The sequence below is a fragment of the Bradyrhizobium sp. HKCCYLRH2060 genome (genome assembly GCF_051168135.1).
Lineage (GTDB): Bacteria > Pseudomonadota > Alphaproteobacteria > Rhizobiales > Xanthobacteraceae > Bradyrhizobium.
This window is the reverse complement of record NZ_JBNPUK010000018.1, coordinates 71,081-92,947: the sequence shown is the minus strand read 5'-3', so window position 1 is coordinate 92,947 and position 21,867 is coordinate 71,081. Positions and strand designations below refer to the sequence as shown.

18 protein-coding genes are annotated in these 21,867 nt (G+C 66.8%); 2 read left to right on the top strand and 16 right to left on the bottom strand.

Translation table 11 applies throughout. From position 1 onward, the window contains the following. Nucleotides 1-88: 88 nt before the first annotated feature. Nucleotides 89-1,942 (bottom strand): DNA mismatch repair endonuclease MutL, encoded by a 1,854-nt coding sequence (mutL, locus tag ACQR10_RS27905; RefSeq protein ID WP_316217120.1) that lies wholly within the window; start codon nt 1,940-1,942, stop codon nt 89-91. A gap of 198 nt (nt 1,943-2,140) precedes the next feature. On the opposite strand from mutL, the gene ACQR10_RS27900 reads away from it, so the two are divergent. Further along, entirely contained in the window at nt 2,141-2,455 is a 315-nt protein-coding gene (locus ACQR10_RS27900; RefSeq protein ID WP_316217224.1) for a ribbon-helix-helix domain-containing protein, read from the top strand. Nucleotides 2,456-2,675: 220 nt separating this feature from the next. Here the strand turns inward: ACQR10_RS27900 and ACQR10_RS27895 are convergent, their stop codons facing one another. From ACQR10_RS27895 to ACQR10_RS27845, 11 genes are all read right to left on the bottom strand, one after another. Continuing rightward, nucleotides 2,676-4,244 carry a GMC family oxidoreductase gene (locus ACQR10_RS27895; protein WP_316236853.1) on the bottom strand — a complete coding sequence of 523 codons (1,569 nt, stop codon included), beginning with the start codon at nt 4,242-4,244 and terminating at the stop codon, nt 2,676-2,678. Nucleotides 4,245-4,282: 38 nt separating this feature from the next. Then, nucleotides 4,283-4,831: a gluconate 2-dehydrogenase subunit 3 family protein gene (locus ACQR10_RS27890; RefSeq protein WP_434863870.1), complete on the bottom strand. Its 549-nt coding sequence runs from the start codon at nt 4,829-4,831 to the stop codon at nt 4,283-4,285. Nucleotides 4,832-4,879: 48 nt separating this feature from the next. Then, nucleotides 4,880-5,275 (bottom strand): VOC family protein, encoded by a 396-nt coding sequence (locus ACQR10_RS27885; protein WP_434863871.1) that lies wholly within the window; start codon nt 5,273-5,275, stop codon nt 4,880-4,882. A 1-nt stretch (nt 5,276) separates the two neighbouring features. After that, nucleotides 5,277-5,594, bottom strand: coding sequence for a c-type cytochrome (locus ACQR10_RS27880; RefSeq protein WP_316179823.1), 318 nt, complete (start codon nt 5,592-5,594; stop codon nt 5,277-5,279). Nucleotides 5,595-5,812: 218 nt separating this feature from the next. After that, nucleotides 5,813-6,232: an alternative ribosome rescue aminoacyl-tRNA hydrolase ArfB gene (gene arfB / locus ACQR10_RS27875; RefSeq protein WP_006610408.1), complete on the bottom strand. Its 420-nt coding sequence runs from the start codon at nt 6,230-6,232 to the stop codon at nt 5,813-5,815. A gap of 1,178 nt (nt 6,233-7,410) precedes the next feature. Continuing rightward, a complete protein-coding gene (locus ACQR10_RS27870) occupies nt 7,411-8,790 on the bottom strand; it encodes a M16 family metallopeptidase (RefSeq protein ID WP_316183219.1) in 1,380 nt (459 codons plus the stop codon). After that, entirely contained in the window at nt 8,790-10,175 is a 1,386-nt protein-coding gene (locus ACQR10_RS27865; RefSeq protein ID WP_316217117.1) for a M16 family metallopeptidase, read from the bottom strand. Before ACQR10_RS27865 ends, ACQR10_RS27870 begins: the two co-directional genes overlap by 1 nt. Before the next feature lie 171 nt (nt 10,176-10,346). Next, nucleotides 10,347-11,042, bottom strand: a complete 696-nt coding sequence (locus ACQR10_RS27860; protein WP_315801940.1) for a hypothetical protein — start codon at nt 11,040-11,042, stop codon at nt 10,347-10,349. A 171-nt stretch (nt 11,043-11,213) separates the two neighbouring features. Further along, nucleotides 11,214-11,711, bottom strand: coding sequence for a signal peptidase II (gene lspA / locus ACQR10_RS27855; RefSeq protein WP_316217116.1), 498 nt, complete (start codon nt 11,709-11,711; stop codon nt 11,214-11,216). Between the two features lie 194 nt (nt 11,712-11,905). After that, nucleotides 11,906-14,920, bottom strand: coding sequence for an isoleucine--tRNA ligase (gene ileS, locus ACQR10_RS27850; protein WP_316217115.1), 3,015 nt, complete (start codon nt 14,918-14,920; stop codon nt 11,906-11,908). 209 nt (nt 14,921-15,129) lie between these two features. Continuing rightward, nucleotides 15,130-16,110 carry a bifunctional riboflavin kinase/FAD synthetase gene (locus tag ACQR10_RS27845; RefSeq protein WP_315801943.1) on the bottom strand — a complete coding sequence of 327 codons (981 nt, stop codon included), beginning with the start codon at nt 16,108-16,110 and terminating at the stop codon, nt 15,130-15,132. 267 nt (nt 16,111-16,377) lie between these two features. Here ACQR10_RS27845 and ACQR10_RS27840 point away from each other — a divergent pair, with 267 nt between their 5' ends. Continuing rightward, nucleotides 16,378-16,773 (top strand): response regulator, encoded by a 396-nt coding sequence (locus tag ACQR10_RS27840; RefSeq protein WP_006613531.1) that lies wholly within the window; start codon nt 16,378-16,380, stop codon nt 16,771-16,773. 71 nt (nt 16,774-16,844) lie between these two features. On the opposite strand, the gene ACQR10_RS27835 is transcribed toward ACQR10_RS27840, so the two are convergent. The 4 genes from ACQR10_RS27835 to ACQR10_RS27820 all read right to left on the bottom strand — a co-directional run bounded on the left by ACQR10_RS27835 (nt 16,845) and on the right by ACQR10_RS27820 (nt 21,758). Next, nucleotides 16,845-17,699 carry a TIGR01459 family HAD-type hydrolase gene (locus ACQR10_RS27835; RefSeq protein WP_315801944.1) on the bottom strand — a complete coding sequence of 285 codons (855 nt, stop codon included), beginning with the start codon at nt 17,697-17,699 and terminating at the stop codon, nt 16,845-16,847. Nucleotides 17,700-17,714: 15 nt separating this feature from the next. Further along, on the bottom strand, nt 17,715-19,310 hold the full coding sequence (locus tag ACQR10_RS27830) for an EAL domain-containing protein (RefSeq protein WP_316217114.1): 1,596 nt from the start codon (nt 19,308-19,310) through the stop codon (nt 17,715-17,717). 317 nt (nt 19,311-19,627) lie between these two features. Further along, the gene (locus tag ACQR10_RS27825) at nt 19,628-20,188 is read right to left on the bottom strand and encodes a phage holin family protein (protein WP_315801946.1); all 561 of its coding nucleotides are present in this window, start codon (nt 20,186-20,188) and stop codon (nt 19,628-19,630) included. A 226-nt stretch (nt 20,189-20,414) separates the two neighbouring features. Next, entirely contained in the window at nt 20,415-21,758 is a 1,344-nt protein-coding gene (locus ACQR10_RS27820; RefSeq protein WP_315801947.1) for an aspartate aminotransferase family protein, read from the bottom strand. Nucleotides 21,759-21,867: the final 109 nt, after the last annotated feature.

Sequence of the window (21,867 nt, the reverse complement as noted above, 5' to 3'; positions counted from 1 at the left end):
GCGCCGCCGGACGGCGCTACGCGCCGCCGGTGGCTTGTCCGGGACGACACCGGATTTGTAGCTATCGTCGTGGCCTCAATCGTAGCCGCTATCTCCTCCCAAACAGCTTCTCGACATCCGCGAGCTTCAGCTCGACATAGGTCGGGCGGCCGTGATTGCACTGGCCCGAGTTCGGCGTGTCCTCCATCTCGCGGAGCAGCGCATTCATCTCTTCTGGCTTGAGGCGGCGGCCGGCGCGGACCGAGCCGTGGCAGGCCATGGTGGCTGCGACGTGCATCAGGCGGCGCTCCAGCGGCAGCGCCTCGCCCCATTCCTCCATGTGCTCGGCGAGGTCGCGCAGCAAGCCTGCGGCATTGATCTTGCCGAGCAGCGATGGCGTCTCGCGCACGGCGACGGCGCCGGGGCCGAAGGACTCGATCGCGAGGCCGAACGAGGCCAGCTCATCGGTGCGCGCGAGCAGTGACTCGACGGTGGCTTCGTCGAGCTCGACGATGTCCGGGATCAGCAGGATCTGCCGCTGCACGCCATGCGCCGCCAGCGAGGCCTTGAGCCGCTCATAGACGATGCGCTCATGCGCGGCGTGCTGGTCGACGATGACGAGGCCGTCCCGGGTCTGTGCAACGATGTAGGTGTCATGGATCTGGGTGCGCGCGGCGCCGAGCGGACGGTCGAGCAGGTCAGGCGTCGCCGGCTGCTCGTGCAGCCGAACGTCGGCGCGCGGGCCGCCGACGTCGAACGCCGCTTGAGAGGATTCCGCAAGCCCGAACGACCCGAGATCTGGTGAGGGCGCCGCCGCAGGGAAGGAGCCGCCGAAATGCGGCATCACCGGCGCCGACGGCGAGCGCTGCCAGTCCCAGTTCATCGGACCGACGTTGGGTCGCGGCGGCGCGAACGCCGGGCGGAATGCGGCGATGGTCGCGCCGCCGTCATTGGCCGCGGTGCGGCGGCCTTCGCGGGCGAGACCTTCCTTCAGCGCGTGGATGATCAGCGCGCGCACCAGGCCGGCATTGCGGAAGCGCACCTCGGTCTTGGCCGGATGCACGTTGGCGTCGACCTCGCGCGGATCGAGCGTCACAAACAGCGCCACCAACGGATGCCGGTCACGCGGCAGATAGTCGGCATAGGCGGCGCGCACCGCGCCGAGGATCAGCTTGTCGCGCACCGGGCGGCCATTGACGAACAGATACTGGCCGAGCGCATTGGCGCGCGTCAGCGCCGGCGCCGCGGCGAAGCCTTCGACGACAACGTGATCGCGCTCGCTGCGCACCGCGATCGCATGGCTGCGGAAGTCGGCGCCGAGGATGTCGCCGAGCCGCGTCAATTGGCCCGGCGGGCCGGGCAGCGCGGCGGCCCAGGTCACCGGCGCGCGCTCCTCGCCGGCGAGGGTGAAGGCGATGTCGGGCCGCGCCATCGCCAGCCGCCGCACCACCTCGCGGATCGCCTCGGCCTCGGTGCGGTCGGTCTTGAGGAACTTCAGCCGCGCCGGCGTGGCGTGGAAGAGGTCGGTGACCTCGACGCGGGTGCCTTGGTTCAGCGCGGCCGGCACGATCGGGGACTTGTCGCCGCAATCGACTTGAAGCGCCCAGGCGTGCGGCTCGCTTTTGTGTCGCGTCGTGATCGACAGCCGCGCCACCGAGCCGATCGAGGGCAGCGCCTCGCCGCGAAAGCCGAGCGTGCGGATCTGCAGCAGATCCTCGTCGTCGAGCTTGGAGGTGGCGTGGCGCTCGACCGCGAGCGCGAGATCGGCCGCAGTCATGCCGCCACCATCGTCTGATATGGCGATCTTCCGCCGCCCGCCGCCGTCGGTGAAGATGTCGATGCGGCTGGCGCCGGCATCGATGGCGTTCTCGACCAGCTCCTTGACCACGCTCGCCGGCCGCTCGACCACCTCGCCGGCGGCGATGCGGTTGACGATCTGTTCGGGGAGCTGGCGGACGGGCATGGTGCGAACGAACTTGAAAGCTGGCTGGCTTGGATCTTGAAGGCGCGCGGCGCTGCGGCGGCCACGCTGCAAATGTGGGACGAGAATAGCTTTTTTCATGCGCTGCGGCAGAGAAAAGCAACCTTCTCCAACGGGATTGTGAGGCGGGCGGGGCCAGTATATCGTTTCGCAAAAATAACGATCAGCCGGAGGAAGACCATGTGCCATCTGTTCGCACACCAGCCTCAGCGCGATTATGAGTCGCAGACCCGTAGTTTGCGGATCGGCGGCCATAGCACGTCGATCCGGCTCGAAATGGCGTTCTGGGACACGCTCGAGGAGATCGCCGCCAAGGAAGGCATGAGCCTCGCGAAGTTCGTGACCACGCTGTACGCCGAGGTGCTCGACCACCACGGCGAGGTGAGGAATTTCGCCTCGCTGCTGCGCTGCTCCTGCCTGATCTATCGGGCGAAGGCGACCGCCGCGGTGCCGGATTTTCGCGCGCCGGCGGCGATCATGGACGCGGCGGAGTAGCCACGCGTCTGCTGTCTCGTCTCCCTCCCCCGCCTGCGGGGAGGGCGGGGGTGGGGGCGCCACACGGGCAGTCTTTCCTGCGCGCGCTTCATGGGCAGTCTTTGTGGAGCGTTCCCCCACCCGCATCGCATCTTCGATGCGATGCGACCTCCCCCGCAAGCGGGGGAGGCGCTGACTGCATTCGCGGCGGGTGAGGTGCGCACCCATCACGCGTTGCTAATCAGATCTCCTTCTTCTGCATCGCTCCGGCGATGTAGTCGGCCTGGCGGATCGCCAGCGCCACGATGGTCAGCGTCGGATTGCACGCCGCACCGGTCGTGAACTGACTGCCGTCCGACACGAACAGGTTCTTGATGTCGTGGGTCTGGCCGAACTTGTTGACGACGCCGTCCTTGGCCTTCTCGCTCATCCGGTTGGTGCCGAGATTGTGCGTCGAGGGATAGGGCGTGGTCGGGTAGGTCACGGTGGCGCCGACCGCTTCGTAGATCGCCGAGCCTTGCTTGTAGGCGTGGGCGCGCATCGCGACGTCGTTGGGGTGGTCGTCGAAATGCACCGACGCCACGGGCATGCCGAACTTGTCCTTGGCGACCGGATCGAGCGTGATGCGGTTGGTCTCCTGCGGCATGTCCTCGCCGACCAGCCACATGCCGGCCATGCGCGGATAGGTCTCCATCGCCGCGGTGAAGCTGCGGCCCCAGGCGCCGGGGTTGAGGAACGCCGCCATGAACGGCAGGCCGAGCGACAGCGTCTCCATCTCATAGCCGCCGACGAAGCCGCGCTTCGGATTGAACGCCGCCTCGTCGCGCACGATGCCAGCCATCGTGGTGCCGCGATACATGTGCACCGGGTTTTCGAACGTCGCATAGACGCTGCCGGTCATGTGCCGCATGTAGTTGCGCCCGACCTGGCCGGAGGAGTTGGCGAGGCCATCCGGGAACATGTTCGAGGCGCTGTTGAGCAGGAGGCGCGGGCTCTCGATCGAATTGCCGGCGACCGCGACGATGCGGGCCTTCTGCAGCTGCATCTTGCCCTGGCTGTCGGCATAGACCACGCCGGTCACCTTGCCGGAGGCGTCATGCTCGATCTTGATCGCCATGCTGCCGGATCGCACTTCGAGATTGCCGGTGGCCTCGCCCTTCGGAATCTCCGTGTAGAGCGTCGACCATTTCGCACCGGACTTGCAGCCCTGGAAGCAGAAGCCGATCTGCTGGCACGAGCCGCGGCCGTCGCGCGGCTGCGAGTTGATCGCCATGTTGCCGGTGTGCACGGTCTTGTAGCCGAGCTTGCGGGCGCCGGCTTCGAGCACCTTGAAATTGTTGTTGCCGGGCAGGCCGGGAATGTCGTTGGTGCGGGTCACGCCCATCTTGAACTCGGCCTTGGCGTACCACGGCTCCATCTCGGCGAGCGTCACCGGCCAGTCCATGAGGCTCGAGCCGGGGACGCCGCCATAGGTGGTGCGGGCCTTGAACTCGTGCTCGTCGAAGCGCAGCGAGGCGCCGGCCCAGTGCACGGTCGAGCCGCCGACCGCCTTGACAATCCAGGCCGGCAAATTGGCGAAGTCCTTGGCGACACGCCAAGTGCCCGAGGTCGTGCGCATGTCGGTCCAGGCGAGCTGGGTGAAGCTCTCCCATTCGTCATTGATGAAGTCCGGAATCTCGTAGCGATTGCCGGCCTCCAGTATGACGACCTTGATGCCCTTCTGGGCGAGCTCGTTCCCGAGCGTGCCGCCGCCGGCCCCCGAGCCGATGATGACGACGACGCTCGAATCGTTCTGGTCGAATTTTGCCATGGTGGTGTCCTCCGTGTTCTCTTCGTTGTTCGCCGGCGTCAGGCTTTCGGCAGCCAGTCGATGTCGGAGAAGCCACGGTTGATGTAGCCGCCATGCTCGGCGGAGGAGCCCTCGTAGCCGAACTTTGGCCAGAGCTCTTTCTGATTGTAGAGCGACACCACGAGGTCGCCGCGCAGGGTCTTGAAGAACATGGTCTGCTCGATGCCCTGGAGCAGCGCGACGCGGTCGGCCTCCCACGGCACCTGCGCATAGGGCACCTTGTGGCGATCCTTCGCGTCCTGATCGAGCCGGGCGACGCCGTCATTGATCATCGCCTTGACCGCGGCATCTTCCGCCGCCTTGCCGTCCCACGGCTTGACCGCGGTGATGTAGTAGCGGTCGGCGAGGAAGTCGTGCGGGTAGATGTCGCGCGCGACCTTCACCAGCGTCTTCAGCGTCGCCGGCGTCAGCGCCTTGGCATCCTCGGCCCAGGCATCGGTGATCCCCAGCCCGGTGGCGGAGGCGACAGCGGCGGCCGGCACGGTCGAGGCCGCGCCCTTGAGAAAAACGCGGCGGTCGTATTTGTTGCGGCGATCGACTTCTCTCATGGGTATCCTCCGTGGGTTTTTTGCTTATGTATTTGCGTCGTTCTGCGGCTAGCCGAAGCGGCCGCCGCGCTGGATGACCTCGATCTTGTAGCCGTCGGGGTCGCTGACGAAGAAGAACCGCGCCAGCGTCGCCCCATTGTGCTTGAAATCGCGCAACGGGCCCGGCGCCAGCTTCTCGCGCTCGAAGCGGGCGTGCTCGGCGTCGAGATCGTCGACGACGACGGCGAGATGGCCGTAGCCGTCGCCGAGCGTGTACGGCTCCTTGCGGTCGTAGTTGACGGTGAGCTCGACCTCGAACGGCGAGGAGGGATGGCGCAGATAGATCAGCGCGAAGCCGTCGAAGCGGAGGTTGTCGGCGATCTCCAGGCCGAAGGCGCGCTTGTAGAAGTCGAGCGCTTTCGCTTCGTCGAAGACGCGGATCATGGAGTGTACGGGCTTGGCCATCTCAATTGTCCTTCAAATAGTTGATGATCGTGGCGCGCACGTCGGGCTTGGCCTGGCGATAGGCCATCACGGCGCCGGGGATCAGCTCTTGCGGATTGGTCAGCCAGGCGTCGAGCTTGGCCTCGTCCCAGGTGAAATCGGCCTTGGCGAAGCCGGCCGAATAGCGGAAACCTTCGATCGAGCCGGCGCGGCGGCCGACGATCTTCGACAGCGGCGGCCCCTGCCGCATCGGCTCGGCGCTGCTCAGCGTATGGCAGACGCCGCATTGCTGCTTGAACAGGGTGGCGCCGTCGACGGGCTTCGGCGCGGGCAGCGTCATCTGCGCCGACGCGATCGTGGTGCTCAGCACCGCGCCAATGAATGCCCCGCACAGAAGAAGCGCATCTTGCGCCGCACGCCGTCCCGCCATCGTTCCTCGCTCGCAATTTTTCCGGAGCGTAGGTCGCAGGTGGCGCGCCGTGGTAGTAGCCGGCTGTTTCAGCGGGAACAAAGCGTGCGCAGCAGTCGTGCGCGCCGCAGGAATGTCAGCGTTACGGACTAATCGTCGAAACGGCGCGCCCCGCGCCCCGCCTTGACGTCGCTGCGGAGCTTCTTGCCCTCGAGCCGGCGCTGCTTGGAGCCGAAGGTCGGCTTGGTCGGGCGCCGCACCTTCGGCCGCACCATCGCTTCGCGCAGCAGCGTGACCAGCCGCTCGATCGCATCGGCCTTGTTGCGCTCCTGGGTACGGAAGCGCTCGGCCTGGATCACGATGACGCCGTTCTTGGTCATGCGCTGGCCGGCCAGCCGCGCCAAACGTGCCGCAGCATCCTCCGGCAACGTGATGCGGCTGGTGTCGAAGCGCAGTTGCGCCGACGTCGACAGCTTGTTGACGTTCTGGCCGCCAGGGCCGGAGGCGCGGACGAACGAGATCTCGATGTCGTTCTCGTCGATGGCAAGGTCGCGGGAAATCCGCAGCATGGAGCACCAGGGGGAATCGAGGCTTTCGCGTGCACCATAGCGGTTTTAGGGGCGGCGTGCGCGGGTTCGCGTCGACGGCACCGTTGACCCGGGACAGTCATCACAATCTCCGCTGTCATCCCGGCGAACGCCGGGATCCATACCCCAGGGAGCAGTTTGGGGCAGGCGGGTCATTGACATCTCGTCCCCATCATTTCGGCTGCGGCGTATGGGTCCCGGATCTGCGCGCGCCTTGCGCGCTTGTCCGGGACGACAGCGGTTGGTGTGGCGGACTTCACGGTTCAAACAGCGGGGACGATCAGCTAGGACACGGCTTCGCGCTCTCGCGGCATGCCTGCCCGAGGCTTGCATCGTCGTGGCCCTCGCTGAGAATGCAGAGGGCGCGGGGAATGCCGGGCGCTGGCCGCACCCATGGCCCGCCTGCGAAAAAAATGCAGGCGGCAGGTACCACAGGTTCAGCCGAGGCATCCCGGCATTCCCCGCGCGACGGTCTTCACGCTTATACGCGCTCTCCTCGGTGCACCGGGCTTGTTGGCCACCGTCGCCCGCCGGATCATCATCACCGGCGAGCTTGGCATCAGCGTCGGGATGCCAGGACCACGCGACTTCACGTCCGCGACAGATCGTTCGTCCGCGCCTTCGCTCAGAAGACGCTGCGATCTCTCGCGGCCATCGCATCCCCGCCTCGCGTGTCGTGACGATCGCGATGCGCCCCTCTGCGGTGAGGCGGGATAAGGAGAGTTGATCATGAATTCGGAAAAATAGCAAGATAATTATTCGTATGTGACGTCGGTGTGTTGGCCCCGCTGTCGTCCCGGGCAAGCCGTCGGCGCCGCGAAGCGGCGTCGATGGCGCCGACCCGGGACCCATACGCCGCAGCAGATGTGAGGCGCGAGATGCCCAACACCAGCCTGCCCCAAACACCTCCCTGGGGGTATGGGTCCCGGCTCAAGGCCGGGACGACACCATTTTTGTCGATGCCGCGGTGGGAAGCCACGAGCAGCCGTCATGGCCGGGCTTGTGCAGCCTGCGCGGCTGAAGTCGCTTTGGAGTGGCGAAGGCTCGGCCATCCACCTGCGTCAATTGCCCCAAAACGTGGATGCCCGGGACAAGCCCGGGCATGACGTCGCCATTGATAGTTATTCTGCGTCGTTGCAGGCGAGCGCGCCTTCGCAAGCTCAGTTCGTCTTCGTCACCGGAGCCGTGACTGGGGCTTGCGCCGGTTCGGCGGCCGCCTGCGGCGTGCGGCCGACGACCGCGGTCAGCAGGCCCTGGCTCCAGAGCTGCTTGGCCGCCTTCTTGGCGTCATCGAGCGTCACCGCATTCACGATCTCGCTGCGCTTCTCGATGTAGTCGATCGGCATCTTGTCGAGCTGGTATTGCAGCATCGCCTGCGCCAGCTTGGAGGAGGTGTCGAGCGCGAGCATCTGCGAGCCGTTGATGTAGGACTTGGCCTCGTCGAGCTCCTGCTGGGTCGGGCCTTCCTCCGCCATGCGGCGGATCTCCTGCTCGACGGCCGCGATGGTCTCGCCGGCGCGGTCAAAGCGGGTGGCGGTGTTGCCGATGAACAGCGCCGAATGATCCATCCACAGCAGCGCGTCGTAGACGGAGTAGGCGAGGCCGCGCTTCTCGCGCACCTCCTTGTAGAGCCGCGACGACAGGCCGCCGCCGCCGAGGATGTGGTTGACCACATAGGCCGCCATGAAGTTCGGGTCGTGGCGGCGGATGCCGGGACCGCCGAAGGTGATCACCGTCTGCGGCACGTCGAGCGGCACCAGCGCACGCTGCGGCGGCCTGGTGGCGACGACGTCGGGCACTGGCGTCAAAGTGGCCTTGGCGGGCAGGCTGCCAAACGTCTGGTCGAGCAGCTTGCCGAGCGTGGCCGGGTCGACGTCGCCGACAACCGCGACCTTGAGCGTGTCCTTGGCGAGCACGCGGCCGACATAGGCCTTGAGATCGTCGACGGTGATGGTCGGCACGCTGTCCAGCGTGCCGTTGGCCGGACGGCCGTAGGGGTGGTTGGGGAAGGCAAGCTCGAGGAACTTGCGGCCCGCCAGCGAGCTCGGATTGGTGGTCTCGCGGCGCAGGCCGGAGATCACCTGCGAGCGGATGCGCTCGACGTCGGCGCTGTCGAAATGCGGCGACGTCAGCGCCGTCCGCAGCAGCTCGAACGCCTCGTCCTTGTTGTCGCGCAGCATGCGCAGCGAGCCGCGGAATTGATCGCGCGAGATCTGGAAGGAGAGCTCGATGGCGCGGCGGTCGAGCCGCTCGTGGAAGGTCTTGGAGTCGAGATCGCCGGAGCCTTCGTCGAGCAGGTCGGCCACGAGATTGCCGACGCCGGGCTTGCCGACGGGGTCCTGCGAGGCGCCGCCCTGGAACGCATATTCCATCGCGATCAGCGGCACGGTGGCGTCCTGCACGAACCAGGCTTCGATGCCGCCGGGCGACACCAGGTGCTGGATCTTGGTCGCCGCATGGGCGGCAGGAGCGATCGTGAGCGCGGCGGCGCCGACGGCGAGCGCGCAGGCGAAGCGGCGGGCGAAGGTCATTGTGTTCATCACGACCGCTTCTCCTCGCGCTTGGCCGCATTGTCCTTGATCAGATAGCCGGTGACCGAGCGCTTCTTCTGCAGCCAGGTCTGCGCGGCGGCGCGGACCTGCTCGGCGGTCACGGCCCGGATGCGGTCGGGCCAGCTCCTGATGTCCTCGATGCTGAGACCTGTGGTGAGGCCGCCGCCATACCAGCGTGCCATGGTCGCCTGGTTGTCATTGGCGTAGATCGCCTCGGCGATGAGCTGCGTCTTGACGCGTTCGAGATCCTCGGCGCGGACCGGGTTTTGCGCGATCTCCGCGATGACGCTGTCGACGACAGCCTCGACCTGGGCGAAATCGACGCCCGGACGCGGCGCGACCGCGATCGAGAACTGGCTCGGATCGAGCGACGTGCCCTGATAGGACGCGCTGGCATTGACCGCGAGCGGCTTGTCGACGACCAGCGCACGGTAGAGATAGGAGTTGCTGCCGCTGCCCATCAGTTGCGCCAGCACGTCCAGCGCGGCCGACTGGCCGGGGGCCGCCGTGGTGGCCGAGGGCACCAGATAGAAGCGGCGCATCGACGGCTGCTCGACGTGCGGGTCGGCCAGCGTGACCGTGCGCGGCGCCACCGGCTCGGGCTCCTGCGGCCGCAACCGGCGCGCGGGGATGTCGGGTTGCGCGGGAATCTTGGCGAAGGTCTGCTCCACGAGCGGGCGCACTTCCTTGGCGTCGGTGTCGCCGGCGATCACCAGGATGGCATTGTTGGGCGCGTAGAAGCGGCGATAGAACGCCAGCGCATCCTCACGGCCGAGCTTCTCGATCTCCGGCCGCCAGCCGATCACCGGGCGGCCATAGGGGTGGTTGACGTAGAGCGCCGCCATGATCTGCTCGTTGAGACGGGCTTCCGGCGAGTTGGCGACGCGCATGTTGTACTCTTCGAGCACCACGTCGCGCTCGGGCAGCACGTTCTCGTCCTTCAGCACGAGACCGGTCATGCGGTCGGCCTCGAACTCCATCATCTTCGGCAATTGATCGCGCGGCACGCGCTGGAAGTAGCCGGTGTAGTCGACCGAGGTGAAGGCGTTCTCATTGCCGCCGATCTTCAGGACCGTCTTGGAGAACTCGCCGGCGGGATGCTTCTCGGTGCCCTTGAACATCAGATGTTCGAGAAAGTGCGCCAGGCCTGACTTGCCGGGCGTCTCGTCGGCGGAGCCGACCTTGTACCAGATCATCTGCGTCACGACCGGGGTGCGGTGATCCTGGATGACGACGACCTGCAGGCCGTTGGGGAGGGTGAAGCTGGTGGGGGGCTCGGAGGCGAACGTCGTTTGCGCCGAAGCGCCGGCCGTGAACGCGATGAGGGAGACGAGCGCGGCGGCGACGGATTTGAACCGGTGCGAGGACATCATGATCCTTCTGGAGGCCCGCAGGGAGGGGCGATCGGGTTTGAGCGCAGCATGCTACATCGCGCCGGACGGCGCCCGACGTCACAAAACGGCGACATCGTGCCGCCGCGAGACATTAAATTTCGCTAACGCCAGCGAAGCCGGCATCTCCGGGCGAACGGGGCGGTGCCGCCGTCACCGTTCCTTGCCGGTCATGATGTCCATCTGCTTGCCGCCGATCGGCTCCTGCTTGCCGGTGCCGTAGGCATAGCTCGGCGACGGCGTCTGATAGCCGGGCGGCGGCTGGGTCAGGCTCTCACGCTGCGGCTCGCTGGTGAACGGCTTGGTCTCGCTGTCGCTGCCCTTGAACATGCCGAACAGGCCGCCTTTGAAGCCCAACTGTGAGGGGCTCATCATCGGGTTGTTGGCGACGCCGGGCTGAATCGGCTCAGTCGACTTGGCGGCGGCCGTCCGCCCCATCTTCATCTCGGCCGGGGTCAGCGGGCGGGCCGCATTGACCGGATCCTTGTTTTCCTTCTTGCGCGCGGCGGCCGCGGCACGGCGTTGCTGCTCGTCGGGGTCCTTCGGCCAGTTCGGCGCGGTCGCCTGCGCCGCGGCGGCCGGCGGCGGCAGATCGAGCTTGGGCGGCACCACCAGCGGCGACCGCTCGCGGTATTCGATGGAGGGCGTCTCCATGTTGGTGCCGCCGAGGCCGCGCATCAGATTATCGATGATCTTCTCTTCGAAGGTCTTGTCGTCTTCCTCGTCGTCCTGGGCACGGGCGGCGCCGGCGGCCATGACGAGGCCGATGCCGAGCGCGACGGCGGACAGCCGCAGGGCGCGAATGGCCGCGTGGGTCACGATCCGGCCGCTGACTTCGGTCTTGCGCATGGCTTTTCCCGTCCTCGCTTGTGCAGTGCTCGGGCTCCGACGAACCGGCCGCGAATCCACCGATTTGGACGCTCGCCGCAGGCGGCTGGTCCGGTCACCGCGCCAGTCCCGAAAACGTGAAGAACCTCAGGCTCTTGGCTCCGGGACAGCACCGGCCGGTATCGACCCCGATCAGGGCGCTTTTGCGGCATGAGCCCCGAAGAAGGAGTCATACAGCAGGCCCGCCACCCCGGCAACGATGGCCACGTCCGCCATGTTGAAGATGTACCAGTTGTAGACCGTGCCGCCGATCTGGATGTGGAACAGCGCGAAATCGACCACCGCGCCATAGGCCAGCCGGTCGATGCCGTTGCCGATGGCGCCGCCGATGATCAGGCCGAGCGCCGCCGTCGCCAGCTTGCTTTCCGCACGCGCCATCCAGATGCCGAGGGCGACCACCGCGACGGCCTTCACCGCCATCAGCCCATATTGCGCCAGCGCGCTCTCGCTCTGCAGCCAGCCGAAGCTGATGCCGATGTTCCAGGCGAGGTAGAGGTCGAAGAACGGGGTGATCTTGACGGTGCCGCGGTTGGGCAGGTCGAACACGTACAGCAGCCACAGCTTGGAGGCCTGGTCGATGACCAGGGTGGCGAAGCCGGCGATGAGGCCGAGACGGAGGCGAGGGGTCATTGCAAGCCGGTGAGTTGACCACCAAGCCGGCCGCAAACACAGCTGTCGTCCCGGCGAACGCCGGGACCCATACCGCGGACAGCCGATTGGTGAAAAGGACTCGGAGTCATCAGTCTTTGCCTACCAAGACGGCCGGTGGTTATGGGTCCCCGCGTGCGCGGGGACGACGGCGGAGTGTGACGCGCGATCGCGCATCACACGCCCACCCCCAGCGCCTTCCATTCGCGCAGCGCCTGCGCGTCGCGCGGGGACACGTCGGGATAGTCCTTGTCGTCGCCGACGCTCTCCAGGATCTTCCAGGAGCGGGCGCACTTCTTGCCCACGGCCTTCTCGACGACCACCGCCACGCCCGGCACCGCATCGAGCCGGAACGCATCGGCCGGCGCGTCGCCCTCGCGGACCTCGTAGTTCGAGGTGATGCAGACCTCGGCCAGATCCGTATCGAACAAGGTGCCGAGCAGCGCGCGGTCGGCGACGTAGATGATCGGCGAGGCCTCGAGCGAGGAGCCGATGGTCTTGGCGGCGCGGGCGAGCTCCAGCGCGCCGGTGACGACGCGCCTGACGTTGCGGATGGTCTCCCACTTCGTCGCGAGCGCGTCGTCGCGATAGCCGTCCATCGCCTCCGGGAACAGCGTCAGATGCACCGACGGCTCGGCGTCCGGCCTGTACATGCGCCACGCCTCGTCGGTGGTGAAGGACAGCACCGGCGCCAGCCATTTCAGGACGGCATCGCAGATCAGGTCGATCGCGGTCAGCGCCGCCTTGCGCGCCACCGACGACGGCGGATCGCAATACAGCGTGTCCTTGCGGATGTCGAAATAGAACGCCGACAGCTCGGTGTTCATGAACGCTGCCAGGCTCGCGATCACGGTCTTGTAGTCGAACGCGGCGTAGGCGCGGGTGATGGTCTCGGCCTGCTGCGAGAGCTGATGCAGCATCAGCCGCTCCAGCTCCGGCATATCCGCGAACGCGACCGCATCGCCGCGCTTGTAGTGGTGCAGGGTGCCGAGCATCCAGCGGATGCTGTTGCGCAGCTTGCGGTAGGTCTCGATGGTGTTCTTGAGGATCTCCGGGCCGATGCGCTGGTCGTCGGCATAGTCTGTGGCGCAGACCCATAGGCGCAGGATGTCGGCGCCGGAGTCCTTGATCACCTTCTGCGGCTCGACGGTGTTGCCGAGCGACTTCGACATCTTGCGGCCGTTCTCGTCGAGCGTGAAGCCGTGCGTCAGCACCACGTCATACGGCGCGCGGCCGCGGGTGCCGCAGCTTTCCAGGAGCGACGAGTGGAACCAGCCGCGATGCTGGTCGGAGCCTTCCAGGTACATCACGGTGTCCCGGCCGCCGTCGACTTTGCGCTTGATGCCGGCGAGGCCGGGGAAGTGCACGGGGTCTTCGAGCACGAAGGCATGGGTCGAGCCGGAGTCGAACCAGACGTCGCAGATGTCGTCGACCTTCTTCCAGTCCTCGTTGGCGCGTGAGCCGAGGAAGCGCTCGCGCGCGCCGTCGGCGTACCAGGCGTCGGCGCCTTCCTTGGCGAAGGCGTCTGCGATGCGGGTGTTGACGGTCTCGTCCTGCAGGATCTCGGCGGAGCCGTCGCCGGTCTCGCGCACGAATACCGCGATCGGCACGCCCCAGGCGCGCTGGCGCGAGATCACCCAGTCCGGGCGGTTGGCGATCATGCCGTTGATGCGGTTCTGGCCGGCGGCCGGCACCCACTGCGTGACCGAGATCGCGCGCAGTGCGCGGGCGCGCAAGGTATCGCCGGAATTCGCCTTGCCGTCGTCCGCGATGTCCTTGTCCATCGCGATGAACCATTGCGGCGTGTTGCGGAAGATCACCGGCTTCTTGGAGCGCCAGGAATGCGGGTACTGATGCTTCAGCCGGCCGCGCGCGAGCAGCATGCCCGCCTCGGTCAGCGCCTTGATGACGGCCTCGTTGGCGTCGCCCTTCTCGCCCTTGTCGTTGATGACGCGTTTTCCCGTGAAGCCCGGCGCATGGTCGGTCAGCGCGCCGTTCTCGTCGACGGTGTAGGGGATGGTGGTCGCAATGCCCCTGCCGTCGAGCTCGCGCCCATGCGCCATCCAGACGTCAAAATCCTCGCGGCCGTGGCCGGGCGCGGTGTGCACGAAGCCGGTGCCGGTGTCGTCGGTGACGTGGTCGCCGGGCAGCAGCGGCACTGTGAAGCCGTAGCCGCCGGCGAGGCCCTTCAGCGGATGGGCGCATTCGACGGCGTCGAGCGCGTCGCCGGGGACGTCGCGCAGCCTGTTGTAGCTCGTGACGCGCGCCTGCTTGAACACGCCGTCGGCCAGCGCATCGGCCAGGATCAGCTTGTCGCCGGTCTTGGCCCAGTTGTCAGCCGGCGCGTCGGTGACCTCGTAGAGGCCATAGGCGATCTTCGGCGAGAACGAGATGGCGCGGTTGCCGGGCAGGGTCCAGGGTGTGGTGGTCCAGATCACCACCGCGGCGCCGGCGAGCGTGCCATGCGCCGGCGAGGTCACCGGAAACTTCACCCACACCGTATCGGACTGATAGTCCTCGTACTCGACCTCGGCCTCGGCGAGCGCGGTCTTCTCGACCACGCTCCACATCACGGGCTTGGAGCCGCGATACAGCGTGCCGTTGGCGGCGAACTTCATCAGCTCGCGGGCGATCTGCGCCTCCGCCGGATAGGTCATGGTGGCGTAGGGATGATCCCAGTCGCCGATCACGCCGAGACGCTTGAACTCCTCGCGCTGCACGTTGAGCCAGTGATCGGCGTAGGCGCGGCACTCCCGGCGGAATGCAACCATGGCGGCGGAGTCGCGGAAGTCGGGCTTGGTCTTGCCCTTCTTGCGGTAGTTCTCCTCCTCGATCTTCCACTCGATCGGCAGGCCGTGGCAGTCCCAGCCGGGCACGTAGTTGGAGTCGTGGCCGAGCATCTGCTGGCTCTTGGTCACGACGTCCTTGAGGATCTTGTTCAGCGCGTGCCCGATGTGGATGTTGCCGTTGGCATAGGGCGGGCCGTCGTGCAGGACGAATTTCGGCCGTCCCTTGGCGGTCTCGCGCAGCTTGCCGTAGAGGTCGATATCGTTCCAGTACTTCAGGATCTCCGGCTCGCGCTGCGGCAGGCCGGCGCGCATCGGGAATTCCGTCTGCGGCAGATACAGGGTCTTGGAATAGTCCTTGGCGTCGGATTTTTGGGCGTCGGGCTTTTGCGGCTTTTCGGACATCGTGATCTGGCTGGCTGAGCTTTAAGAGGGCGCTGAGACGCGATTTCGATCGCGGGCGGCGGAACGAGCAGAGACATCCCGGTCTTGCGCCGAGCTCGAAGCTCAGGCGGAAGCCGGGCCGCTAATGCCGATGATGCGCCGTATCAACATGGGGCTCCCTCATAGCAGCCGCGCCGCGAAATCGCAAAGCGCAGTTCGCGGGGAGGCGGTCAGCCGATCTCGCCGAGCCGGGGGAAGAGGCCGGGGGCGGCCGCCAGCAGGGCGCGCGCCCGCGCGCTGTCGTCGTCCATCTGCCGGATCAGGGCCTCGATCGAGGTGAATTTGGCCTCCTCGCGGATGAAGCCGATGAAGGCGACGTCCAGGACCTCGCCGTAGAGGCTGTCCTTGAAATCGAACAGGAAGGTCTCGAGCAGCGGCGCGCCGTTGTCGAAGGTCGGCCGGCGGCCGAAATTGGCGACGCCGTCGATCAGCACCCGGTTCGCGCCGCGGCCGCGGCCGACCCGGACGGCATAGATGCCGTGGCGCAGCCCGCAATCGCGATCGAGCCGCATGTTGGCGGTGGGGTAGCCGAGGTCGCGGCCGCGCTTCTCGCCGTGGATGACCTCGGAGCTCACGAACCAGGGGCCGCCGAGCATCGCGGTCGCCTCGCTGACCTGACCCTCCGCCAGCGCTTCGCGGATCGCGGTGGAGGACACCGGCCGCTCGTCGATGTCGACATGGGCCTGGATGTCGACCTCGATGCCGAGCTTGGGCGCCTCGTTGGCGAGCAGGCTGGGCGAGCCGACGCGGCCCTTGCCGAAATGAAAGTCGTAGCCGACCGCGATCCCGGCGACTCCGAGCCGCCCGATCAGGTCATGGTGAATGAAGTCCTGCGCCGAGGTCTGGGCGCGGCCCTTGTCGAAGGTCATGACCACGGCGCCGGCAAGCCCGGTTCCGGCCAGCAGCCGCAGCTTGGCGGCCTCGTCGGTCAGGCGGAACTGCGGGGTGTTGGGGCTGAAGAAGCGCCGCGGATGCGGCTCGAAGGTCAGTGCCAGCGCCGGGCGCCCCTTCGCCTTGCCCATCTCGATGGCCGCCTCGATCACGGCCCGGTGACCGAGATGGACGCCGTCGAAATTGCCCATCGCCACCACCGCGCCCTTGAGGATGTCCGACGGCGGGGTGGAATCGCGGATGACCTTGAAATCGGGCATGTGACGGAAATATCTCGCAGATTTCGGTGGGCCGCCGGCGGGCGGGGATTGCCCTGACGGTGGGCGGCCGGCCCCGCGAAGTCAAGCCGAAGGGGTTCCTCCGCTCATGCAGCGCAGCAATAGCGACATGCAGCCGCAGCGCAGTTAACGCGCTGTTTAACGGCTGATGCTACTGCTCAGAGCGGATGGCGGGGTCGGTTACGACCCGTGCCGCAAGAGCGTTTTTGTAACAGTCTGCGCGTTGTGTTCGCGTCTGGGGGAGTCAAGATGGCGGTTGATTTGACGATGCCGGTGCTCGTCGTCGACGATTACAGCACCATGATCCGTATCATCAGGAATCTTCTCAAGCAGATCGGGTTCGAGGACATCGACGATGCCAGCGACGGCTCGATGGCCCTCAACAAGATGCGCGCCAAGAAATACGGCCTCGTGATCTCCGACTGGAACATGGAGCCGATGACCGGCTACGACCTGCTCCGCGAGGTCCGCGCCGATCCGAACCTGGCGACCACGCCGTTCATCATGATCACGGCGGAATCCAAGACCGAGAACGTGATCGCGGCCAAGAAGGCCGGCGTGAACAACTACATCGTCAAGCCGTTCAACGCCGCGACCCTGAAGACCAAGATCGACGCGGTATTCCCGGACATGGCGACGGCCTGACGCCCGCCTGATCCGCTCTCAAATGAAAGACGCCCGGCACCCGGCCGGGCGTTTTTCGTTTCAAGATCCGCTCACCATTTCAGCTCGCGCATCAGGGCGCGCGGCGGGTGGCCGAACAGCTCCTTGACCGACGCCGGGTCGAGCTGCTCGACGCCGGCGAACTCCTCGGAATGGATGCCGCGGGTGACGAACAGGCAGTCGATGCCGAAGCCGTGCGCGCCGGCGAGATCGGTGCGGACGGAATCGCCGATCGCCAGCACCTCCTCGCGCGCGACCTTCCGGCCGGCGTGCTGCTCGGCGAGCATCATGGCGCGCTCGTAGATCGGCCGGTGCGGCTTGCCGTAGAAGATCACCTCGCCGCCGAGCTCGCGGTAGAGCTCGGCGATGGCGCCGGCGCAATAGATCAGCCGGTCGCCGCGCTCGACCACGATGTCCGGATTGGCGCAGATCAGCGGCAGCTTGCGCTCGCGCGCGCGCAGCAGCATCGGCCGGTAGTCCTCGGCGGTCTCGGTCTCGTCGTCGTAGAGGCCGGTGCAGATGATGTAGGACGCTTCTTCGAGCGGCGACAGCGCCAGGTCGAGACCGCGATGAATGGAATTGTCGCGCTCGGGGCCGAGCCAGAACACCTTGCCGCCGGGATGATCGGCCACGTAGTGGCGGGTCAGGTCGCCGGAGGAGACGATGGCGCTGTAGACCTCGTCGGCGACGCCGAGCTTGCGCAACTGGCGCTGGACCGAATCGGCCGGCCGGGGCGCGTTGGTAATCAGGATCACCGTACCGCCCTGGCGGCGAAAGTGGTGCAGCGCGTCGCAGGCGTCGGGGAAGGACTCCAGCCCGTTATGGACCACGCCCCAGATGTCGCTCAGCAGCACCTGCTTGCGGCCGACCAGATCGCGCAGCCGCTCTTCGAAGCGGAGAACGGTCATGGCAGCCGGCTGATTTCAGAGGGTCCCGGCGGCACGGCGGGCGAGGGCGGCATTGCCGCTGCGCGTCGAAGCATTGGTGTGTGACGCGTCCAGAGAGGTGGTGCCGGCGGCATTGGGGTCCTGAATCTTGATATCCTGCCCGCCCGATGGGCCGGCGGCGGCCTCGCCGGTAGCAGATGCGCCCTCGGGTCGCAATGGGCGGGGCGGCGCGAACAGGAAGCCCTGGCCGAAGCGGACGTCGTAGTCGAGCAGGTCGACGACGCTGTTCTCGCCTTCGATCCGCTCGGCGATCAGGTCGATGCCGAAACGGCCCAGCAGATCGGAGAGATCGGTCGGGTGAATGTCGGAGGCCGAGCTCTGCTTGGGGTCGAGCAGCAGCGCGGCCGGGACCTTGATGAAGCGGACACCGCGATCGGCGAGCTCGCGCGGCTCGAACCGGAGGTCGGTGACATGGTCGATCGAGAAGCGGTAGCCGCGCTGGGCCAGGGCCGCGAGATGCTCGGCCCCGGTCGGGCCGAGGCTGCGCAAGGTCGACTGCTTGAATTCGAGCACGAAGGACGGCGCCAGGGCGCGATTCGCTTCGAGGAAATCGAGGCATTGTGAAAAGTTGGCGGGGCTGCTGAGGGTCGCCGCGGAGATGTTGCAGAAGATGCCGACGTCCTTGTTGCGAACCATCAGGCGGCGCAGCACCTGGACGCAGCGAAGCAGAACCATGTGGTCGATGCGCCCGACCAGGCCGGCGGCTTCCGCGATGCCGATGAAGTCCTCGGCCGCGACCACCTGGTCGCGCTCGTCGCGAAGCCTCGTCACCGCCTCGTAGAAGCGCACCTTGCGCTGCGGCAGCGTCACCAGCGGCTGCAGGTAGATGTCGAGGCGGTTGTCCTCGATCGCGCCTTTGACCGCGGCGAGGATCTGCGGCTGGCTGCGCGGCACGGCGGGGGCAACCGGCGCCGACGGAGCCGGCGTCGTGATCTTGGAGGCTACTGGTACGGCAGTGACCGCCGGGGCCTGCGGTTTGGGCGGCAGGGGGGCGGCACCCGATGCCGCGCTGAACGTCCCGGGGGTCTCGGGCATCCTCTGCTCGATGTCGCTCGGCGGCAGCGCGGTCATCTCGCGCGCGCCGCTGGAGGAAGCGGCCGCCGGGAGCGGATGATCGGCCTCGCGAACCATGCCGGCAGCAGCTCCCGGCGGTGGTGCCGGCGGGATCGCCGCGATCAGGTCTTCATGCTGGGCCACGGTGACGGCGAGCTGCTTCATCAGTCCGCCGAGCTCGTTGATCTCGCCGATCACGCCCTGCAGGCGATCGGCGCTGACCGAACTCGACGACACGATGCGTCCCTCGACCGCCGACAGGCGTCGGCCGAACTCGGCGACCTGGCGCGCGAGGTCGGCGGTGCCGCGCGACAGATCGGCGATCTGGCTGCCGATATCGGTGCGGTCGCGCAGCCGCATCGACACGGCGTTGTAGAGAATCAGGAACGTCAGTGCGGCGAGCGCGACGATCGCGGATTCCGAGCCACTGATGCCGGCCACCGAATACAGGATCAGGCCGAGCGAGGCTGCGACCAGAACCATACAAATGGCAATGAAAATCGTGGAGATACGGATCATGCTGCGCGACGCTCCCAACCGAATGCAACCTTAGCACTTCTGTTGATTCGCGAGGATAGTCGGCGGGATTCAAATACCGGGAGAGGCCGATGATTTCCCGTCTGCGTGTCATTTACGCAAGTTCACCGGGGAAAGCGGAGTGTCATCGTAGTGTCGCCGACCCGTAGAACACCGGGGAAAGCGCCACGCGGACTCCAGACACATTGAGACATGCGCGCGATGCCCATGAGCTGATCAACGGGTGTTGCTGATCAACTCAACCGAGCCGGTGATTCTTCGATGTCCGTCGAACCGCGCCTGTCGCTGTCGGGGCAGGCTTACGCGCTGCGGTGACGCCGGCGCAAGGCCGCCACACCGAGCAGCAGTGCCGCAACGGCGACACCAACGGGCACGTTGACCCGGCCGAGTGCACCCGCAGCTCCGCTCCCGTGATTCGTGGAGGTCGATGACGGTGCCAGGGGGATGGTGTCGGGATCGATCTCGTCCGCGTCGGGTTCCCGGGCCACGGGCGCTGCGATCGCCACGCGCAGCCGGCTGGAGAGTGAAGGATAGTGCGGCGTCGGACTGCGCAACTTCACCGCCGCGATGATCGCGCAGATCACCGCCAGCGCGACCAGGATGCCGCCGACCACAGCGAATGCGGTGAACAGGCCGTAGGTCATTTCCACCCAGCGGAACAGCGCGGTCAATCCGACGATGCAGGCGGCGATCAGGAAGATGCCCGCGGTGGCGAACAGCCCGGCGGCGACGGCGTAGGACGTCACCGTTCCGGTGGCCTGCCGGGCGCGATCGCGCATGTAGGCCTGGGTGGCGCGCCTGACGCGGTTGAGTCTCTGCTCGAGCCCCAATCGCAGCAGCTCTCCTGGCGGTGCAAGCATGCGCGTCCTCCGATGATCCATCGCCGCGCGCGAACCGCCGGCTCGCGACATGAACGTGGAGGATTTGCGAAGGTTCCCTGCGCACGCGCGAGGCTATTGTCGGCCGGCATGCGACATGTGGAAAGCCGCAATGACCGTTCTTGGGGATCGTAGAAACAAAAATGGCGGCCACGCGGGCCGCCAATTCTGCTCCTGGCCGATCATGGCCGATTGGTCGCCGAATGGCTTACGCCACGGCCTTGATGACCTTGCCGACCTTCTCGATGATCTCGCCGACCTGATCCTCGCTGATGATCAGCGGCGGGGTCAGCGCCAGCGTGTCACCGGCGATGCGCAGCATCAGGTCGTTGTTGTGGAAGGCGGTCTCCATCGCGGAGTAGCCGCGCTTGCCAGCCGCGTCGGGTAGCGGCGCAAGGTCGATGCCGGCGGTGAGACCCACGGTGCGGATGTCGAGCACGTTGGGCAGGCCCTTCAGCGACATCACGGCGTCGGCGAATTTCGGCTCTATGGCGCGGGCGTGCTCGAACAGCTTGTCGTCGCGGTAGATGTCGAGCGTGGCGAGGCCGGCGGCGCAGGCGATCGGATGCGCCGAGTAAGTGTAGCCGTGGGTGAACTCCACCATGTGCTCGGGGCCGCTCATGAAGGCGTCGTGGATGGTGTCGCGCACCAGCACGCCGCCCATCGGGGCCGCGCCATTGGTGACGCCCTTGGCGAAGGTCAGAAGGTCAGGCGTCACGCCGTAGCGCTCGGCGGCGAAGGCGTAGCCGAGGCGGCCGAAGCCGGTGATGACCTCGTCGAAGATCAGCAGGATGCCGTGCTTCTGGGTGATCTCGCGCAGCCGCTTGAGGTAGCCCTTCGGCGCCGGGATCACGCCGGTCGAGCCGGCCATCGGCTCGACGATGACGGCGGCGATGGTGTTGGCGCCGTGCAGGTTGACGAGGTTTTCCAGCTCATCGGCGAAGTGCGCGCCGTATTCCGGCTCGCCCTTGGTAAAGGCCTGCTTCTCGCGGTCATAGGTCGCGGGGATGTGGTCGACGCCGGTCAGCAAGGTGCCGAACAGCTTGCGGTTGTTGACGATGCCGCCGACCGAAGTGCCGCCGAAGCCAACGCCGTGATAGCCGCGGACGCGGCCGATCAGGCGGGTGCGGCTGCCCTGGCCGTTGATCTGGTGATAGGCGAGCGCCATCTTCAGCGCGGTGTCGGCCGCCTCCGAGCCGGAGTTGCAGAAGAACACGTGGTCGAGGCCGGCGGGCGCGAGATCGGCGATGCGGTTGGCGAGCTCGAACGCCTGGGGAATGCCGAATTGGAACGGCGGTGCGTAGTCGAGCGCCGCGGCCTGCTGGCCGATCGCCTCGGCGATCTGGCTGCGGCCGTGGCCGGCGTTGCAGCACCACATGCCGGCGGCGGCGTCGATGATCTTGCGGCCATCGACGGTGATGTAGTGCATGTCCTTGGCACCGGCGAGCAGGCGCGGGTTCTTCTTGAAGGCGCGGTTCGCGGTGAACGGCATCCAATGCGCGGCAAGATCATTCGGAACGGTGACGGCGGGGCGGGGGCTCTTGTCCAGCATGGGGACCTCTCGGACGTTCAAGGCAAATAGGGCGACGGCCTGCCCTGGAAAGGTGACAAGCCGGTTTTACAGACGGTTCGTGCTTCAGGGACCTGAACGGAATGCTGTT

Excerpts from the sequence above, each read along its gene's own strand:
- mutL (WP_316217120.1), bottom strand. The coding sequence starts at position 1,942 with ATGCCCGTCCGCCAGCTCCCCGAACAGATCGTCAACCGCATCGCCGCC.
- ACQR10_RS27900 (WP_316217224.1), top strand. The coding sequence starts at position 2,141 with ATGTGCCATCTGTTCGCACACCAGCCTCAGCGCGATTATGAGTCGCAG.
- ACQR10_RS27895 (WP_316236853.1), bottom strand. The coding sequence starts at position 4,244 with ATGGCAAAATTCGACCAGAACGATTCGAGCGTCGTCGTCATCATCGGC.
- ACQR10_RS27890 (WP_434863870.1), bottom strand. The coding sequence starts at position 4,831 with ATGAGAGAAGTCGATCGCCGCAACAAATACGACCGCCGCGTTTTTCTC.
- ACQR10_RS27885 (WP_434863871.1), bottom strand. The coding sequence starts at position 5,275 with ATGGCCAAGCCCGTACACTCCATGATCCGCGTCTTCGACGAAGCGAAA.
- ACQR10_RS27880 (WP_316179823.1), bottom strand. The coding sequence starts at position 5,594 with ATGACGCTGCCCGCGCCGAAGCCCGTCGACGGCGCCACCCTGTTCAAG.
- arfB (WP_006610408.1), bottom strand. The coding sequence starts at position 6,232 with ATGCTGCGGATTTCCCGCGACCTTGCCATCGACGAGAACGACATCGAG.
- ACQR10_RS27870 (WP_316183219.1), bottom strand. The coding sequence starts at position 8,790 with ATGAACACAATGACCTTCGCCCGCCGCTTCGCCTGCGCGCTCGCCGTC.
- ACQR10_RS27865 (WP_316217117.1), bottom strand. The coding sequence starts at position 10,175 with ATGATGTCCTCGCACCGGTTCAAATCCGTCGCCGCCGCGCTCGTCTCC.
- ACQR10_RS27860 (WP_315801940.1), bottom strand. The coding sequence starts at position 11,042 with ATGCGCAAGACCGAAGTCAGCGGCCGGATCGTGACCCACGCGGCCATT.
- lspA (WP_316217116.1), bottom strand. The coding sequence starts at position 11,711 with ATGACCCCTCGCCTCCGTCTCGGCCTCATCGCCGGCTTCGCCACCCTG.
- ileS (WP_316217115.1), bottom strand. The coding sequence starts at position 14,920 with ATGTCCGAAAAGCCGCAAAAGCCCGACGCCCAAAAATCCGACGCCAAG.
- ACQR10_RS27845 (WP_315801943.1), bottom strand. The coding sequence starts at position 16,110 with ATGCCCGATTTCAAGGTCATCCGCGATTCCACCCCGCCGTCGGACATC.
- ACQR10_RS27840 (WP_006613531.1), top strand. The coding sequence starts at position 16,378 with ATGGCGGTTGATTTGACGATGCCGGTGCTCGTCGTCGACGATTACAGC.
- ACQR10_RS27835 (WP_315801944.1), bottom strand. The coding sequence starts at position 17,699 with ATGACCGTTCTCCGCTTCGAAGAGCGGCTGCGCGATCTGGTCGGCCGC.
- ACQR10_RS27830 (WP_316217114.1), bottom strand. The coding sequence starts at position 19,310 with ATGATCCGTATCTCCACGATTTTCATTGCCATTTGTATGGTTCTGGTC.
- ACQR10_RS27825 (WP_315801946.1), bottom strand. The coding sequence starts at position 20,188 with ATGCTTGCACCGCCAGGAGAGCTGCTGCGATTGGGGCTCGAGCAGAGA.
- ACQR10_RS27820 (WP_315801947.1), bottom strand. The coding sequence starts at position 21,758 with ATGCTGGACAAGAGCCCCCGCCCCGCCGTCACCGTTCCGAATGATCTT.